This window comes from Martelella sp. HB161492 (assembly GCF_013184775.1).
In the GTDB taxonomy this organism is placed as follows: Bacteria; Pseudomonadota; Alphaproteobacteria; order Rhizobiales; family Rhizobiaceae; genus Martelella.
In genome coordinates, this window is record NZ_JAATVV010000006.1 from 51,616 (window position 1) to 67,986 (window position 16,371).

General features: G+C 60.9%; 13 protein-coding genes. 10 read left to right on the forward strand and 3 right to left on the reverse strand.

Translation table 11 applies throughout. The annotated features are described in order from the left end of the window. Window positions 1-94 precede the first annotated feature (94 nt). Together HCK86_RS11360 and HCK86_RS11365 are read left to right on the forward strand one after the other, a co-directional pair. Window positions 95-1,012, forward strand: a complete 918-nt coding sequence (locus HCK86_RS11360) for a LysR family transcriptional regulator (protein WP_246739559.1) — start codon at window positions 95-97, stop codon at window positions 1,010-1,012. Window positions 1,013-1,315: 303 nt separating this feature from the next. Beyond that, on the forward strand, window positions 1,316-1,711 hold the full coding sequence (locus HCK86_RS11365) for a cupin domain-containing protein (RefSeq protein ID WP_176084595.1): 396 nt from the start codon (window positions 1,316-1,318) through the stop codon (window positions 1,709-1,711). 114 nt (window positions 1,712-1,825) lie between these two features. On the opposite strand, the gene HCK86_RS11370 is transcribed toward HCK86_RS11365, so the two are convergent. Beyond that, on the reverse strand, window positions 1,826-2,533 hold the full coding sequence (locus tag HCK86_RS11370; RefSeq protein ID WP_176084596.1) for a FadR/GntR family transcriptional regulator: 708 nt from the start codon (window positions 2,531-2,533) through the stop codon (window positions 1,826-1,828). 412 nt (window positions 2,534-2,945) lie between these two features. Between HCK86_RS11370 and HCK86_RS11375 the strand changes: the two genes are divergently transcribed. From HCK86_RS11375 to HCK86_RS11410, 8 genes are all read left to right on the forward strand, one after another. Continuing rightward, entirely contained in the window at window positions 2,946-4,559 is a 1,614-nt protein-coding gene (locus tag HCK86_RS11375; protein ID WP_176084597.1) for an ABC transporter substrate-binding protein, read from the forward strand. Window positions 4,560-4,696: 137 nt separating this feature from the next. Further along, window positions 4,697-5,641 (forward strand): ABC transporter permease, encoded by a 945-nt coding sequence (locus tag HCK86_RS11380; RefSeq protein WP_176084598.1) that lies wholly within the window; start codon window positions 4,697-4,699, stop codon window positions 5,639-5,641. A 3-nt stretch (window positions 5,642-5,644) separates the two neighbouring features. Beyond that, complete coding sequence (locus tag HCK86_RS11385; RefSeq protein WP_176084599.1) at window positions 5,645-6,529, forward strand: ABC transporter permease; 885 nt, start codon at window positions 5,645-5,647, stop codon at window positions 6,527-6,529. Then, window positions 6,516-7,562 (forward strand): oligopeptide/dipeptide ABC transporter ATP-binding protein, encoded by a 1,047-nt coding sequence (locus HCK86_RS11390; RefSeq protein WP_176084600.1) that lies wholly within the window; start codon window positions 6,516-6,518, stop codon window positions 7,560-7,562. Before HCK86_RS11385 ends, HCK86_RS11390 begins: the two co-directional genes overlap by 14 nt. After that, the gene (locus HCK86_RS11395) at window positions 7,559-8,539 is read left to right on the forward strand and encodes an ABC transporter ATP-binding protein (RefSeq protein WP_176084601.1); all 981 of its coding nucleotides are present in this window, start codon (window positions 7,559-7,561) and stop codon (window positions 8,537-8,539) included. Before HCK86_RS11390 ends, HCK86_RS11395 begins: the two co-directional genes overlap by 4 nt. A gap of 29 nt (window positions 8,540-8,568) precedes the next feature. Beyond that, on the forward strand, window positions 8,569-9,744 hold the full coding sequence (locus HCK86_RS11400; protein WP_176084602.1) for an amidase: 1,176 nt from the start codon (window positions 8,569-8,571) through the stop codon (window positions 9,742-9,744). 49 nt (window positions 9,745-9,793) lie between these two features. Beyond that, window positions 9,794-10,267 carry a RidA family protein gene (locus HCK86_RS11405; RefSeq protein WP_176084603.1) on the forward strand — a complete coding sequence of 158 codons (474 nt, stop codon included), beginning with the start codon at window positions 9,794-9,796 and terminating at the stop codon, window positions 10,265-10,267. Window positions 10,268-10,544: 277 nt separating this feature from the next. Continuing rightward, window positions 10,545-12,044: a helix-turn-helix domain-containing protein gene (locus HCK86_RS11410; RefSeq protein WP_176084604.1), complete on the forward strand. Its 1,500-nt coding sequence runs from the start codon at window positions 10,545-10,547 to the stop codon at window positions 12,042-12,044. A 77-nt stretch (window positions 12,045-12,121) separates the two neighbouring features. Here the strand turns inward: HCK86_RS11410 and HCK86_RS11415 are convergent, their stop codons facing one another. Together HCK86_RS11415 and HCK86_RS11420 are read right to left on the reverse strand one after the other, a co-directional pair. Continuing rightward, entirely contained in the window at window positions 12,122-12,592 is a 471-nt protein-coding gene (locus HCK86_RS11415) for a hypothetical protein (protein ID WP_176084605.1), read from the reverse strand. An 82-nt stretch (window positions 12,593-12,674) separates the two neighbouring features. Then, window positions 12,675-16,163, reverse strand: coding sequence for a S8 family serine peptidase (locus tag HCK86_RS11420; RefSeq protein WP_348641069.1), 3,489 nt, complete (start codon window positions 16,161-16,163; stop codon window positions 12,675-12,677). Window positions 16,164-16,371 lie beyond the last annotated feature (208 nt).

Here is a 16,371-nt window from a genome sequence, read left to right on the forward strand (position 1 = left end):
GAGCCTCATTCATGCAGGACATGAGCGGGCTTCATGCTGTCGGGCGTCTCTGTTACGCTATCATGGTGGTTCACAGGTTTTCTCGAAGGGACAAATGCCGATGAAGCGGGATGAGCTGGCTGATCTTACAGTGTTTCTGGCGGTCGTTGACGAGGGCAATTTCACCCGCGCCGCCGTGCGGCTCGGCGTGTCGCAATCAGCTGTCAGCCATACCATCAGGCGGCTCGAAGCCATGCTGGGGTTCCGATTGCTGAACCGCTCATCGCGCAATGTCTCGACCACGGAAATGGGCGAGAAGCTGATCCTGTCGCTGCGCCCGGGACTGCAGCAGATCGAGAGCCGTATCGAGGAGCTTCGCGCCATCGGCGATACGCCAAGCGGGCTGATCAGGATCACCGCTTCGGTCACGGCGGTGCGGACGATCCTCTGGCCTGTCGTCAAGCAGCTGGTGCGCGACTATCCGGAAATCAGGATCGAGCTCAATACCAACAGCCGGCTGGCCGATCTTGCCGAAGGGCGTTTTGATCTGGCGGTGCGGCTTGCCGAGATGGTCGGGCCGGATCTGATCGCCGTCCCGGTTGGACCGCCGGTGGAGATGGCCGCCGTTGCGACCCCAGACTACTTCGCCCGTCGCGGGGTGCCGCTACATCCTGCCGATCTCGATGCCCATGACTGTCTGGTGCTGCGCTTTGGCGCGATCAGCGCTCCCTATGACTGGGAGTTCGAGCGTGACGGCGAGGCAATCACCCGCCGGGTGACCGGGCCCTTTCTGTTCAACGAATCCGGGCTCTGCGTCGATGCGGCACGCGAGGGGTTCGGTATCGCCTATGTGACGCTGCCCGAGGTCTGTGACGACATTGACCGTGGCAGGCTGCAGCGCGTGCTTGCCGACTGGTGCGCACCTTTTGACGGGTTCCAGCTCTGCTACCCGTCCCGCCGCCAGATGAGTACCGCGCAAAGACTGCTGATCGACAGGCTGCGCTACCGGCCGTCTGAACACCGTCCGGCCTGACGCGACCTTTGGCATTCGGCAGCTGCTCGCAGATCGCCCTGTTGTGCCGTCCGCATTTCCGTTGCCGGGTTGCCAGCGACGATCCCCACGAGCAGCCGAGGGAGGCCCCGCAGCTTGCATGAATGACATTCATTGTAGCTAGCAGGAAACCGTACTTTTCTCACATACCGATCGTTCTAATTTCACATCAAAGGAGATCCGCATGCGGAATGCTGTTTCAGGCACAGGCCGCACCGACGGCCCCGAATTGCCCCATCAATTTTCAAAAATTGGCGCTGAAGGCGCCAGGACAAGGAGACTAAAATGAAGATCATCCGTTCCGGTTCGGCCCCGTCGATGAAAGGTCCCGCAGACTGGTTTACCGGCACTGTGCGTGTCGATCCGATGTTTGCTGCCGAAGAACCCGGTCGCGTCAGCGGCGCTCACGTCACCTTCGAGCCGGGTGCCCGCACGGCCTGGCACACACATCCCGCCGGCCAGACGATCATCATCACGTTTGGCAAAGGCCGGGTCCAGCGCGAAGGCGGACCCGTCGAGGTGGTTTCGCAGGGCGATGTTGTCTGGTTCCCGGCGGAGGAAAAACACTGGCATGGCGCTTCAGCGGAAACGGCGATGAGCCATATTGCCATTCAGGAAAGCATCAATGGCAGTCCCGTGACCTGGATGGAGAAGGTTTCCGACGCAGATTACGAGGGTTGAAATGGCGGTGCGGGCGGCCGGTTTTCCGGTCGCACGCCGCTGCACCGCGTTGTTGCCGGCAAACATGTCCGCGACCGATGCCGTCATCGATCGCATCATGGTCTGATGGAATGGCTAAAGCGTTGCGATACCGCAGCGCAGGCCGACGCGGCGGATATGATCTGCCAGTGCCTCGACGGCGCTCTCAAGATCCCCCGCTTCGAGCGCGATCACGACCTTCATATGCTCTTCGCCAGCTTCATGCAGCGTATCCAGATTGATCAGCGGCGCCCATTGGCTGCTCTGGATCATCGCCGCCATACCTTCCAGCGTTTCCCGGATCAGACGGTTTTCGCAACGCTGATAGATCAGGTCGTGAAACATGCGGTCCTGTTCCGCCGCGGCAATCGGGTCCTGGCAGGCGGCCGCCGCGGCATAGGCTTGCGAGAGGGTTCTCAGATTTCTGACATCGGCGGCGGTGAGATGCCTTGCGGCATGGCGAAGGGCGATCGGTTCCACGGCAAGGCGGAACTGATAGATCTCCTTCAGCGAATAGGTCTGCGAGTAACGCCACTGATCGACGGGCGCAAAGCGGCGCGGCGTGGCGACGAATATGCCGCGGCCAACCTCGACCCGCACCAGCCCGAGCGCCTCGAGCATCGAGATCGCCTCACGTACGGAGGTTCTGGAAACCGCAAGCATGGCCGACAGCGTCCGTTCCGAGGGGATCTTGTCGCCATTTTCGAGCCCGCTCTTGCGTATGATGTCCTGGATGGCCTCTCCAACACGCGCGGGAACAGATTTGGCCGAACCTGGCGGATTGTCGCTCAACTCCACATCCATCGAAATTACTCCATCGCCCTGTTCTTATCTGGCGACTGCACAATCGCGGTATCAGGCGCGGCGGAACCGATCGCCGTTTTGATCAACTGCCTGTGCCCCGCGTCTCCTGCTCCCTGCGTTCTGACCTGCATCGAAAGCCGCAGATCGTCAAGACCACTTGCCGGAAAACGCGTTCTCATGCACATTTGTTAATCACATTAAATTATTGCCGATATTTTGAACAGATGTTATCGTTCGGTCTGACCGGTCAGACCAGTTGATGGAATGGAAAGACCGGCACGTCAATGATGATTTGAAATCTCCGTACCGAGCCAGCGTGACTTGGCCCTTTTCCGTCTCAAGCGGTGAAGACACGAAATGCGGCTTTCTCTTTGTTCTTGGCGACAAAAAATTGAAAAAAGGGGAATGTTTAATGTTTAGAAAACTGATCCGGGCGGCATTTGTGTCGACCGTCATCCCGCTTGCGCTTGCGGCCGCTTCCGGCTCCGGCGCCTATGCCGGTGGTACATTGCGCATCGGCATGACGGCAGCAGATATTCCGCTGACAACCGGTCAGACCGACCAGGGTGGCGAGGGCATGCGTTTCATGGGCTACACGGTCTATGACTCGCTGATCGAGTGGGACCTGACGAGCGCCGACAAGGCGTCGACCCTGATCCCTGGGCTTGCGACCTCGTGGCAGGTCGACCCCAACGACCACACAAAATGGACGCTGAAGCTGCGTGAAGGCGTGACCTTCCATGATGGCAGCCCTTTCACCGCCAGTGATGTCGTCTGGAATTTCGACAAGCTTCTCGTTCCCGACAGCGAGCAGTACGACCCGCGCCAGTCCGCCCAGGGCAAGTCACGTATTCCCGCCGTTGCCAGCTACAAGGCGATTGACGACTACACGCTCGAAATCACCACCAAGGAGCCCGATGCAACGCTGCCCTATCAGCTGTCCTGGATCCTGATGTCCTCCAAGGCCAATTGGGAAGCGCATGGCAAGAGCTGGGACGAAGTTGCAAAGGAACCCTCGGGCACGGGCCCGTGGAAGCTGGCAAGCTTCGTTCCGCGCGAAAGCGCCGAACTCGTGCCGAATACGGATTACTGGGACAAGAGCCGCATTCCCCAGCTCGACGAAATGGTGCTGATCCCGCTGCCGGAGCCGAACGCGCGTTCCGCGGCCCTGATGTCCGGTCAGGTCGACTGGATCGAGGCGCCGGCCCCGGACACCATCCCGGCGATCAAGGGCGCCGGCTATCAGATCGTTTCCAATGCCTATCCGCATAACTGGACATGGCATCTGTCGCGCCTTCCGGGCTCGCCCTGGAATGATATCCGGGTTCGCAAGGCTGCAAACCTTGCCATTGACCGTCACGGCATGACCGAGCTTCTGGGCGGGCTGATGATCCCGGCAGAAGGGTTCCTGCCGCCTTCGAGCCCATGGTTCGGCAAGCCCGATTTCCAGGTGACCTATGACCTCGATCAGGCCCAGGCACTGATGAAGGAAGCCGGCTACGGTCCGGACAATCATCTCAAGGTCAAGGCACTGATCTCGCCGTCGGGTTCGGGCCAGATGCTGCCCCTGCCGATGAATGAATATATCCAGCAGAGCCTTGCCGAAGCCTATATCGACGTGGACTTCATGGTCGTCGAGTGGAACCAGATGATCAATCTCTGGCGTGCCGGCGCTGCCGATGCCAGCGTCCAGGGATCGGAATCGATCAATTTCTCCTACTTCATCCAGGATCCCTTCACCGGCCTGATCCGTCACCTTTCCTGCGATCTCATTGCCCCGAACGGCACCAATTGGGGGCATTATTGCGATCCGGAAATGGATGAGCTGTTCAGCGAGATCCGCAACACCTTCGATCCCGATGAACAGGTCAAGGTGCTGCAGAAGACCCATGAAAAGTTCGTCAATGACGCACTCTTCCTGATGGTTGCCCATGATGTTGCCCCGCGCGCCATGAGCGAGCATGTCAAGGGCTTCGTCCAGGCGCAGAACTGGTTCCAGAACTTCTCCGGGATCACCATGGAATAATGCCTGAAGGGCGGGTTCCAGTCCCGCCTCTCAGTGCGCCGTACAGGATGATGCCTGTCACGGCCTGACATATGGTTGTCCCGGCAAGGGGCAACCGGCTTTCAGGACTGTTTCTTTCATGACAACCAGGCGTGCCGATGCTGGTCTATTTCTTTCGACGTTTGCTCTATGTAATTCCTGTCGCCATTGGCGTCAGCATTATCTGTTTCGCGCTGGTCCACATCGCGCCCGGCGACCCGCTGACCGCGATCATGTCCATCGATGCGACGGCCGAGGAGCAGGCGGAAATGCGCGCTGCCTACGGCCTCGATAAACCGCTGCCCGAGCAATATGTCATCTGGCTGTCAAAGGCGCTGCATGGCGATCTCGGCAAGTCGATTGCCACCGGGCGGCCGGTGGCGGGCGAGGTCATGAGGGCGGTCAAGAATTCCCTGCTTCTGGCGTTCTCCGCCAGCATCATCGCCTTTCCGCTCGGTGCCTTTCTTGGCTTTCTGGCCGGATATTTTCGTGACAGCTGGATCGACAAGGCGGTGACGACGGTCGCCATTGCCGGGGTGTCCGTGCCCAATTACTGGCTTGGCATCGTCTTTGTCATCATCTTCTCCGTCAAGCTCGGCTGGCTGCCGGCGATGGGGGCGGGGAGCCCTGGGTGGTCATGGAATTATGAACATATCCAGCATCTTATCCTGCCTGCGATTACGCTTGCTGTTGTGCCGATCGGCATTATTGCCCGCACGATGCGCGCGCTTGTCGGCGAGATCTACACCATGGATTTCGTTCAGGCGCTCTTTGCCAAGGGGCTGACCGGCGGCGATGTCCTGCGCCATGTCATGCGTAATGCCGCACCGACAGGACTGTCTGCCATGGGCATCCAGCTCGGCTACCTGCTTGGCGGATCCATTCTGATCGAGACCGTATTCAACTGGCCGGGCACGGGTTTCCTGCTGTCGGATGCGATCTTCAAACGCGACCTGCCGATCCTGCAGGGCACCATTCTCGTTCTGGCCCTGTTTTTCGTCCTCGTGAACCTCTGTGTCGATGTGGCCCAGGCCTTCATTGACCCTCGCATCAAGAGGAGCTGACCGATGGCTTCGACAAGCGATACCGTCTTTGCCGGCGATGAAGCCCGCAGATCGGGCTACTGGTCCGGCGTCTTCAAGCGTTTCCGGCGCGACCCGATCGCACTCGTCTGCGCGGTGATCCTGCTGCTCCTGATCCTGGCTGCGATCTTTGCGCCCTATCTCGATCTCGCCGACCCCTATAAGGGCAGCATGATCAAGCGGCTGAAACCCATAGGCACACCCGGTTTCCCGCTGGGAACCGATGAACAGGGCCGCGACATGCTCGCACGGCTGATCTATGGCGGACGGCTGACGCTTCTGACCGGGCTGATGCCGGTTGTGTTTGCCTTCTTCATCGGCACGACGCTGGGTGTGACGGCGGGCTATGTCGGTGGCCTCGTCAATACCGTGATCATGCGCACGGTCGATATCTTCTTTGCCTTCCCCTCGGTGCTGCTGGCCGTGGCGATTTCAGGTGCACTTGGCGCCGGTATCGTCAACAGCCTCGTATCCCTGACGATCGTCTTCATCCCGTCGATCACCCGGATTGCCGAAAGCGTGACCTCGGGCGTGCGCTCGCTGGATTATGTCGATGCGGCCAAGGCCTCCGGCGCGAGCGCGGCGACGATCATCCGGGTCCATGTTCTCGGCAATGTGCTGGGCCCGGTGTTTGTCTATGCGACCAGCCTGACAAGCGTCTGCATGATCCTCGCCGCGGGCCTGTCCTTTCTCGGGATTGGCGTGCGGCCGCCGGAACCGGAATGGGGCCTGATGCTCAATACGCTGAGGACGGCGATCTACGTCAACCCGATGGTGGCGGCCCTGCCAGGCATCATGATTTTCATTACGTCACTCTGTCTCAACCTTCTGAGCGACGGTCTGAGGAGCGCCATGAATGTCAAAGACTGAACCGAAGCAGCAGCCAGATCGCGGCGGACCGGCGCAGCCGCTGGTCATCGTCAAGGATCTGAAGAAGCATTTTCCGATCCGCTCCGGACTGCTCGGGCGGCAGACGGCGACCGTGCGCGCCGTAGACGGGGTTTCCTTTTCTGTCCGCAAAGGCGAAACACTCGGTATCGTCGGCGAGAGCGGCTGCGGCAAGTCAACCACGGCGCGGCTGCTGATCGGGCTGATCGAGCACGATGAAGGCAGGATTGTCTTTGACGGCGAAGCGCTGGGGGATGACATCTCGCTCAAGGACATGCGCAAATCGATGCAGATGGTGTTTCAGGACAGCTATGCCTCGCTCAATCCGCGCCTGACCATCGAGGATTCCGTTGCCTTTGGCGCCAAGGTGCAGGGGCTCTCCGATCCCGCCGGCCGGGCACGTGATCTTCTGGCGCGCGTCGGACTTGATCCGGCGCGCTTTGCCCGGCGTTTTCCGCATGAGCTTTCCGGCGGGCAGCGTCAGCGCGTCAATATTGCGCGTGCGCTCGCCATGGCACCCCGCATCGTCATTCTCGATGAAGCCGTTTCAGCGCTGGACAAATCGGTGGAGGCGCAGGTTCTCAACCTGCTTGCCGACCTCAAGCAGGAATTCGGCCTGACCTATGTGTTCATTTCCCATGATCTGAACGTCGTCCGCTTCATTTCGGACCGGGTTCTGGTGATGTATCTCGGCGAAGTGATCGAGATCGGTCCGGCCGAGGCGATTTATGCCAGCCAGGCGCATCCCTATACGGCGTCGCTGTTCTCGGCGATGCCGTCAATGGACCCGGATCACCGTACGGTCGAGCCGCCGCTTTCGGGGGACCCGCCCAATCCGGTTGATCCACCATCGGGTTGCCGGTTTCACACGCGCTGCCGTTTCGCCGAACCCGTCTGTTCGCAGCAAAAGCCGGTGCTCGCGCCCTTTGGCGCGGATGCGGATCATCTCGCCGCCTGCCATATCCATGATCAGGCGTCCGGGCATTCTCTGGCAAAAGAGGACGCGATATCGTGACGGAAACACCTTTGCTCGACATTCGCGATCTCAATGTCCGGTTTCGCGGCGACCGCACGGTCCATGCCATCAACGGCCTCAATCTTCAGCTGCGGCAGGGCGAGATGCTCGGTCTGCTGGGCGAATCCGGCTCCGGCAAGAGCGTCACGCTCAAGACGCTTCTGCGCCTGCTGCCGCCAAAACGCAGCGAGATCGACGGGTCGATCCACGTCAACGGTACGGATATCATGACGCTTTCGGGGCGCAGGCTGTCACGCTATCGCGGCGGCGACGTGTCGATGGTGTTTCAGGAGCCGGCCCTGGCGCTTGATCCGGTCTATACGATCGGCGACCAGATCGCCGAAACCGTCATGCGCCACAAGGGCATCAGCCGCGCGGCGGCCATGGATGTCGCGCTGGACATGCTGACCCGAGTGCGAATTCCCTCGCCGGAGAGGCGGCTGAAGAACTATCCGCATGAAATGTCGGGCGGCATGCGCCAGCGGGCGATGATCGCTCTGGCACTTGCCTGCCGGCCGAAACTGCTGCTGGCCGACGAGCCGACAACCGCACTTGATGCAACCGTTCAGATCCAGATCCTGCTTCTCTTGCGCGAGCTTCAGCAGGAATTCGGCATGAGCATCATCTTCGTGACCCATGATATCGGCGTTGCGGTGGAAATATCGGACCGCGTGGCGATCATGTATGCGGGCAATATTGTCGAGGAGGGCTCGATCCACGACATTATCCGTGATCCCCGCCACCCCTATACCCGCGGCCTGCTGTCGGCCAATCTGCACGATGTCGCCAAGGGCACCCGGCTTGAGGCCATACCGGGTGCACCGCCTTCGCTTGAGAGCAAGCCCGATGCCTGCCAGTTCGCGCCGCGCTGCAGCCGGGTCATGCCGGCCTGCACGCAGGCGCTGCCGCCCTTCTTCACCCCAGGTCCTGGCCGCCGGGTCGCCTGTCTGCTGGAAGACCAAAGCCAGCCGGTCTGAGGTACCATGTTCAACTGCGAGGAAATGAGATGTTGCTGAAACAGGACCCCGTGCACGCCTTCATGCCCTATCCGGCGGTGGAGGTGGACCGGGCTGGCGACGGGCCGCTGGCCGGACTGACATTCGGGGTCAAGGACATATTCGACGTTGCGGGTTACCGCACAGGCTGCGGCTGCCCGATGAAACTGGCGATGAGCCCGGTAAAATCCGAAAGCGCGCCTTCGGTCCAGCGCCTGCTCGACGCCGGAGCGCGGTTCGTCGGGAAAACCCACACCGACGAGCTTGCCTGGTCGCTTTATGGCATGAACGTTCATTTCGGCACGCCGGTCAATCCGGCTGCACCTGACCGGATCCCTGGCGGCTCCTCTTCCGGCTCTGCGGCAGCCGTTGCGGCGGGGCTTGCCGATTTCGCCCTTGGCACGGATACCGGTGGTTCGGTGCGGGCGCCTTCGAGTTTCTGCGGGATCTGGGGGCTGAGGCCGACCCACGGCCGGGTTTCACTTCTCAACTGCATGACCCTTGCCGCCAGTTTCGATACCTGCGGCTTCTTCGCCCGGGACGGGCAGATCCTGGCGCGGGTCGCGGCCGTGCTGATGGCGGAAGATGCAATCGACCTGCCGGAGACCCCGCGCCTGCTGATGCCGGCGGATATGGTCGAACAGCTCGGAACCGCCCAGCACGCCGTTTACGACCGCATGTTTGCCGCGCTGGATGGCGAACCCGTCACTATCTACCCGCAGGGCGGGGCGTCCGCGCTTTATGATGCCTATCGCGCGCTGCAAGGGGTTGATGCGCGGCAGTCGGTCGTGCCCTTCATCGAGACGTCGGCAATGCCGCTCGCCGCCGGCATTGACAGCCGCTACGACCATGCGAAATCCGTGACGCTGCAAGAAGAGGAGGCCGCCAACGCCATCCGGCAGACCTTCCGCCAATCCCTTGACCGCCTGCTGGGCACGGATGGGGTTCTGCTTGCGCCTGTCGTGCATGACATTCCGTTCGAACGGGAGCCGGCGCCTGAAATTTTCGTCGATTTCCGCCATCTGGCGATGCGGCTGCTCTGCGTTGCCGGCATGTCGGGATTGCCGCAGGTCGTCTTTCCGGCAGGCCGGATCGGCGGTGTGCCGCTCGGCATGTCGCTGATCGGTCCGCGCGGTTCGGACCGCTCGCTGATCGCACTGGCGGCGAAACTCACGGCGCGGCAATAGGCGGCAGGTTCGATGACAGAGACAGACCATAACGGTTGCGGAGCAGGATATGAACGGCACATCAATTGAAGCAAGGCTTTCTGAGATGGGACTGGCCCTGCCGGACAGTTCGCCATCGAGAGCCAATTTTCTTCCGTATAAACGCTCCGGCAACCTGCTGTTCCTTGCGGGCCAGATCTGCGAATGGAATGGCGTGCCGCAATATTTCGGCCCGGTCGAGGACGGCTACGACCTTGCGATGGCGAAGAAGGCGGCGGAGATGTGCGCGCTCAACCTGCTGTTCAACATCAGGTCAGCGGCCGGCTCTCTCGACAAGGTTGCAAGCGTGCTGCGGCTGGGGGCCTTTGTCTCGGCACCTGCCGGGTTCCCGGATGGTCCGAAAATCGCCGACGGCGCTTCGGAACTGTTCATCGCGCTGTTCGGGGATGCGGGACGCCATGCCAGAACGGCCGTCTGCGTATCGAGCCTGCCGGCAAACGGCCTTGTCGAGGTCGATGCCATTGTTGAACTTGCACCAGGCTGAGGTTTCTGCGCGCACATGATGCCTGATTTCCGGAGCCCATGATGCGCGGTTCCGGTCGGGCATGACGCAGCGCCTGGCGCTGGCGCAATATTCGCCATGCCGGGGCTTCCGTAAGTTGACAATATGCATTTATGATCGCCCCTTACAGGCGTTGCACCGCTCCGACGGGAAACTTGCACCGCATTGACACAGAGAAGGGAGCGGCGAGTTCTTGCGATACCAGGATCTGGTCTTTCAACCTGATATGCTGACGGCACAACGCGATAACGGAGAGCGCTTGCGGCTGAGCCGGCAGGAACGTTCGGTGATCCTGCGGCTTTCACGCGAACCGCACAAGCTCGTCAATCGTGCGCAATTGCTCGAAAGCCTCGGCGATACCGTCGGCGAACTGAGTGAACGAAACGTCGACTACATCATTAACCGCTTACGAAAGCGTCTTGGTGACGATCCGCGCGCGCCGCGATTTATCGCAACGCAGTATGGCGAAGGCTATGTCTGGATCGCTGACCGGCAAAGCGCGGCGCCGGTTGTCGGCTTCCTTGTCGTCGGGCCGGTCACCGGTCTTGCCCAGGCCGGCGATGCAGCCGCCGAGACGCTGGCCGGGCTGAGCCGCGCGTTCCGACGCTGTCTCGGGCATCAGCGCGGGGTTGTTTACCGGCCGGATTTCGACCCGGCGGCAGAACACCACCAGGTCGATTTCGGCCTTGCCGTCAGTGTTCACGAAGAGAAGGGAACGCTGCATCTGGCGCTTGTGCTGAGTGAACTGGCCAGCCAGAAGACCGTTGAAGCCTTTCGCCTGACGCTGCCGGCCCGGCGCGGTTTCCTGCGCGAACTCGATGATTTTGCCGTGCGGCTGACCGACCGGATATGGGAATATATTGCCTTGCCGCGCGAGGCGCTTTCAGAACCGAGCGCGCCACCGGCCTATCTCAGACTTCATGATGCCGGTGCGCTGATCTCGGGCAATATCGAGAGCTGGTCCGAGAACGCACAGCGACTTGAGAAGGCACGGCTGCGCAAGCCGGACGATCCGACAATCGCTGTTCTGCTCGCATTCAACGTCTATGCACGGATGCTTCAGGACAATGATATCTCCGCGCCCCTATGGGGTGAGCTTGAAGACGAGATTGAGACCCTTATCTTTGAAGCCTTGCCGCGGATCGAGAATGATCCTTCCATTCTGCTGGGCCTGGCAAAACTTCTGCATTTCATCGATCGCGGCCATCGCGATCTCGCCACAAAACTGGCAGAACAGGCCTTCATGCAGACCACCGCCTTTGCGGCCGCCTTTGCCATCCGCGGCCAATTTCTGGCAACCGAAGGCAATCTCCAGGACGGCATTATGCTTTACGATCAGGCGATCGAGCTGGCCGACCGCGGTTCCCAGTTCCACATCTACCTGCTGATCAACAAGGCCGTTGCGCTGATGGCAGGCAATCAGCGGCGCGCCGTGGAAGAGCTGACCGCCGAGCTCTATTTGCTTGATCCGCGGGCAAGGCTCAAACTTGGCCTGATGTTTCTCTCACCCGGCGCGAAAACCGTCACGCCGGATCTGCTGCCTGTGCTGGATGTCATCACGGTTCATCAGTCCAACATGCTGCTGCGGCTGCTCTATAATGTCAGTGTCCGGCAATTCAGCGCACGCAGTCATCAGCTCCATATCCTTCGCGGACCTGTAACACATCTTACGCGTCGGCTGGGCGGTGAGGCCGTTCCGGACATGCTGCAAAGACTGTTCCCCGAACTGGACCGAAGACCGTCTGCCAAAAGCGCGTAATGCCAGCTGGCGCCATCAAGCCGCGGCGGGAGAAGCAACCGGCCCGATCACGGCATCAGGCCGGTTGCGCGCGCCATTCACGACTTGCGGGTCATGACAAAGTTGATGTCATCCTCGACAAAGCCGAAGGCGCGGGTGGGGAAGGCGTTCACGGGCATTTCGATCGAGCCGATATTTTTGCCCATGATGTCGAGCAGGATGATCGTGGTGCCTCTCCGCTTCCAGTTGAAAACGCGGCTCAAACCTCTGATTCCGCCCAGTCCTTCGATCCGATGGCAATAGAACAGGCTGACACGCCCCTTATGCGGATCAAATGCGCTTGCAATGAAGGTCATGCTGCAGCCGCGGGTGCTGGTTCCGACAACAGGAAAGACCTCCCATTTGGCGACAATGGAATCGGGCAGCTCCTTCTTTACCGGCGGCGGCTTGTAGCTGCTGGTTGATGGCACCGAACCGCTCGTCTCGGTACAGCCGGCAAGGCCAAGCAGAAGCAGGCAGGTCGCTGCCAGTGCGAAAGTGGCTTTCGCCAGACGTCGTTCAAGCCTCATGAATCTTGTCTCCTGATATGGCATGGTTGCGACCCAGCCGGATGAGATCCGGCAGGTCATCTGTCGTTGGCCCAAATCCGCCTCAGAATCTGAGGCTGGCTTCGGCGGAGAAGATATTGCTGGTGAGATTGTCGCGGATTTCCGCCTGATAGGACGCGCCGAAGGTGAAGCGTTTCGATGCGATCGCCGTCAGCGACAGCTTGCCGACGAAGGCGTTGGCGCCGACATCGGCGCCGGAAACGGTGAAATTTTCCCCGAAAATCCCAAGCGTTGTCGACCGGCTGATATCGCCGAAATCATGGCGCCACCCGGCACTCAGCACCGGTTCGAACTGAAGATCATTGTCGAAGGTGAAGCGCTTCGAAACGGCAATCGCCAGCGTTGTCTGGGTTTCCTCAAACGTATCGGCAGGCAGAGAGAGCGCGAAAACGCTGCCGTCTTCGCTCATAGCGTCCCGGCGAAAACCGCGATAGCCGAACGTGGCAGACGGTGTCAGCGTGATGCTGTCAGCCGCGAATGCCTTGAAGGCACTGGCCTCGATGAAGCCGCCCATGCCATGGCCGCTGGCCGTTGCCCGTGCTGCATAATCACCCAGTGCCGTCAGCCGGCTGCTGGTCAGTTCGCCATAGCTGAGCCCGCCGCGCAGAGCGAGCGCCAGAACATTCATGTCGAATGTGCCGTAGACTGCCCCCTGATAGCTGTTGATGCTGCCCGAGCCGTTGGTATCCGAGGAGACATCGGCATATTCATAGGATGCGGCCAGGCCGAAGGCATTGCGCCCGAAACGCCAGTCGATGCCGAAAGTGCCGTCATTGGTTCTGGCGTCATAGCCTTCCACGCCGCCAGCCATGCCGACCTGGGTGGAGGCGGCTGTGCCGCTGGCCCAGGCAAGGCCCGTGCCATAGGGCGTGCCGCCGACCGAAAGCCAGCCGTCGGAGAGGCCGAACTGCCGTTGTCCGATCGTATCGGCAAACCGGCCGACCGCCCTGACGGCGGTCGTGCCCATCTCGGCATGGATCTGTCCGGTCAGGCTCGGCAATCCGGCGCCCAGCTGATCGGTGCTCGCCGAATAAAGCACGTTGAAGGCATCATTTTCCGCCGATACAGGCCGCACACCGGCGGCCGGCCGGGCCGCATCAATGGCCGTTCCGAGGGCTGTCTCGTTGCCGGAAAGCGACAGGCCGAAGGCCGAGAGATCGGCATAGGTTTCAGGCGTTGCCGCCAGCGACAGCGCGTCCGGCCAGTAGAGAACATCGAGCCTCGTCCCGTCGACGAGCCCGGTCACGGGCTGGGTCAGCCCGGTGAAGCTGCCCGTAACCGCACCATCCGCCGCCTCGACAAAGGTGAACAATTCCCCCGGCTTTGGCGAGAAATCATTGCTGGCCGCCCCTGAAATACCGCGCAGTGACGGGCTCAGCGTGCCGTTTGCGGTGAATGTCGCCCCGGTTCCGGTCAGAACGAGGCGGTCATAATTGCCCGCACCGTTCTGCGTGCCCGTGCCGTCAATATCCACCACCATCGTCGCTGAAGATGACAGGGTGACATTGCCGGCAACCGTCAGCGTGCCGGGCGAATCGCCGGGCGACAGCGTTCCGGCGACATCGACATTGCCGGTGATGAGCCCGCTGCCGCCCAGGGTTCCGTCCTGCTCGACCAGCAGTGTCGGTGTTATCAGGGCGCCATCGATGGCCAGAAGACCGCCCGAAACGGTGGTTCCGGCATCGAAGCTTGCCGTGCTGGAAATGGCCAGCGTCCCGTCGCCGGCCTTTACCAGACTGGCATCGCTGTCGAAGGCGATGATCCAGGTCGTGTCCGAACCGTCGGTGCCAACCGTATAGACGCCGTCTTCCGGCATGCCGACGGGACCGACGGAAAGCGCGCGGTCAAGCCGGATCATGCCCCAGCCATAGACATCATCGACACCGGCCGCGCCCAGATCTTCCGCCGTCATGAACAGGATCTTGACGATCTCGGCCGGGGTGAAGGTCGGATAGGCTTCGGTGAGGACAGCAATGGCGCCGGAGACATTCGGCGCGGCCATGGAGGTGCCGCTTTCCTGCGCGTAAGAGCCCATGCTGACCGGAATGGACGAATAGACATTCGTTCCGGACGCTGCCACGCACCAGTATTTGGCGACGCCGCAATGATTGGAATAATCGGCAATCACATTATAGGCATCCAGCGCCACGACAACGATGATCCGCCCGCGGGCAATGCCATCGGCCGCTTCTGCCTCCGCCAGGGCATCGGCGGAGAGAAAGCTGAAATCGAGCCCGGTGCCATAATCGTTATAGATCAGGTTTCCGCTTGAATTGGTCGCATCTTCGTTCGCCGGGCTGATAAAGGGATAAAGTCCGATACCCAGCGGATTTTCAGCAACGACAGGCGCATCCACGCCGTCATTGCTGGCGGATGTTACGAGGATCTGGCCAGCATCCAGATTGGCTCTCAGGGCTTCCGCGTCCGCCTGATAATAGGGCTGGACCGTGGTTGGGATATCCCAGCTCGTTGCATCGTCATCGACATTCGCCCCGTAGCTCATATTAATCACGCTGACATCGGAAAACTGGGCGAGATAGCGTTCGGCGCTGATGATCGGCGCGAAATATTGCGCGATCGCGCAGCCAGTACCGTCCAGAGCTTCAAGGCCGCATGTCTGCAGATCGGCAAGATCAATCTCTTCATCGGGGTCGCTGTCGAGGTATAGCCAGCCCTCCGCACCGGGAACGGCCTGAACAGACAGGATCGTCGCATCCGGCGCCACGCCCTCCATGCCGAAACCATTGTCTCCGGCGGCTATGATGCCGGAGACATGGGTGCCATGGTCGTCGACAGCCTGCGTGTCCGTCGGTCCCTGCTGGAGGCCGGCAGCAACCTCGGCCGCGCTGAGGGTCTCGCCCTGCATCCCGATATCAACCCAGTTGAGGAAACTGGTCGAGCGGGAGTCGATCCGTCCGGTGAACTCAGGATGGACGGTCCCGTCAGGGCTCATATCAATGCCGCTGTCGATCACGCCTACGACAACGCCCGCGCCGGTATAGCCCATCTCGCGTGCGGTTGCGGCGCCCATGGCCGAAAGGGAATAATTGCGTTCAAACTCGGTGAGCGCGCTTTCATCGGCGTTTGCAACGCCACCGGGATAGGGCAGCTGCGTGCTGCCGGAGACGGTGGGTGAGGAAAGGACATGGGTGATGGATGATGACGGATAGAGGGCTGCCAGATGGGCGCCAGACCCAACGGCGCGCGCGATCGCTGCCGCCATGTCGGGACGCAACGCCACCGCCTCGGACGAAATCAGATCGGCGCGATCCGGCGTCAGCCGGGTATTTTCGACGAGACTGGCGAGAAACGACATCTCGCCATAGGAAAGCGCCTTCCGCAATGCCCGGCCAACGGCATCCTGGGCTGGCGGCAAAGCCTTCAGGCCAGCATCCTCGGCGTCAGCACCAGTGTCGCGCGCCAGAGACTGTCCCGGCAGGGTCAGGAGTGTTGCGGCCAGAAGCGTGTAGAAGATCCAACGGCAGGCAGGCTGTTCTTGCGGCGTTTTCGGGTTTGGCTTGATGCTGTTCACAAATATTCCCAATCATAGGCAGCAGGCAGAAATCCGGATATGTCTTCGACAGATCGCGCTGCCGCGACCAGATGGAAGGCGCCGCGGAAACGGACCTCGCGCCGAGCAAGACATGTAGTGCTGCCCAGAATGTCACATGATTATTGGCTGAATATTTGATTCCGCTAATCTTCGCGGAGAAGCCGCGCAAATAATGCCGAATATCCGG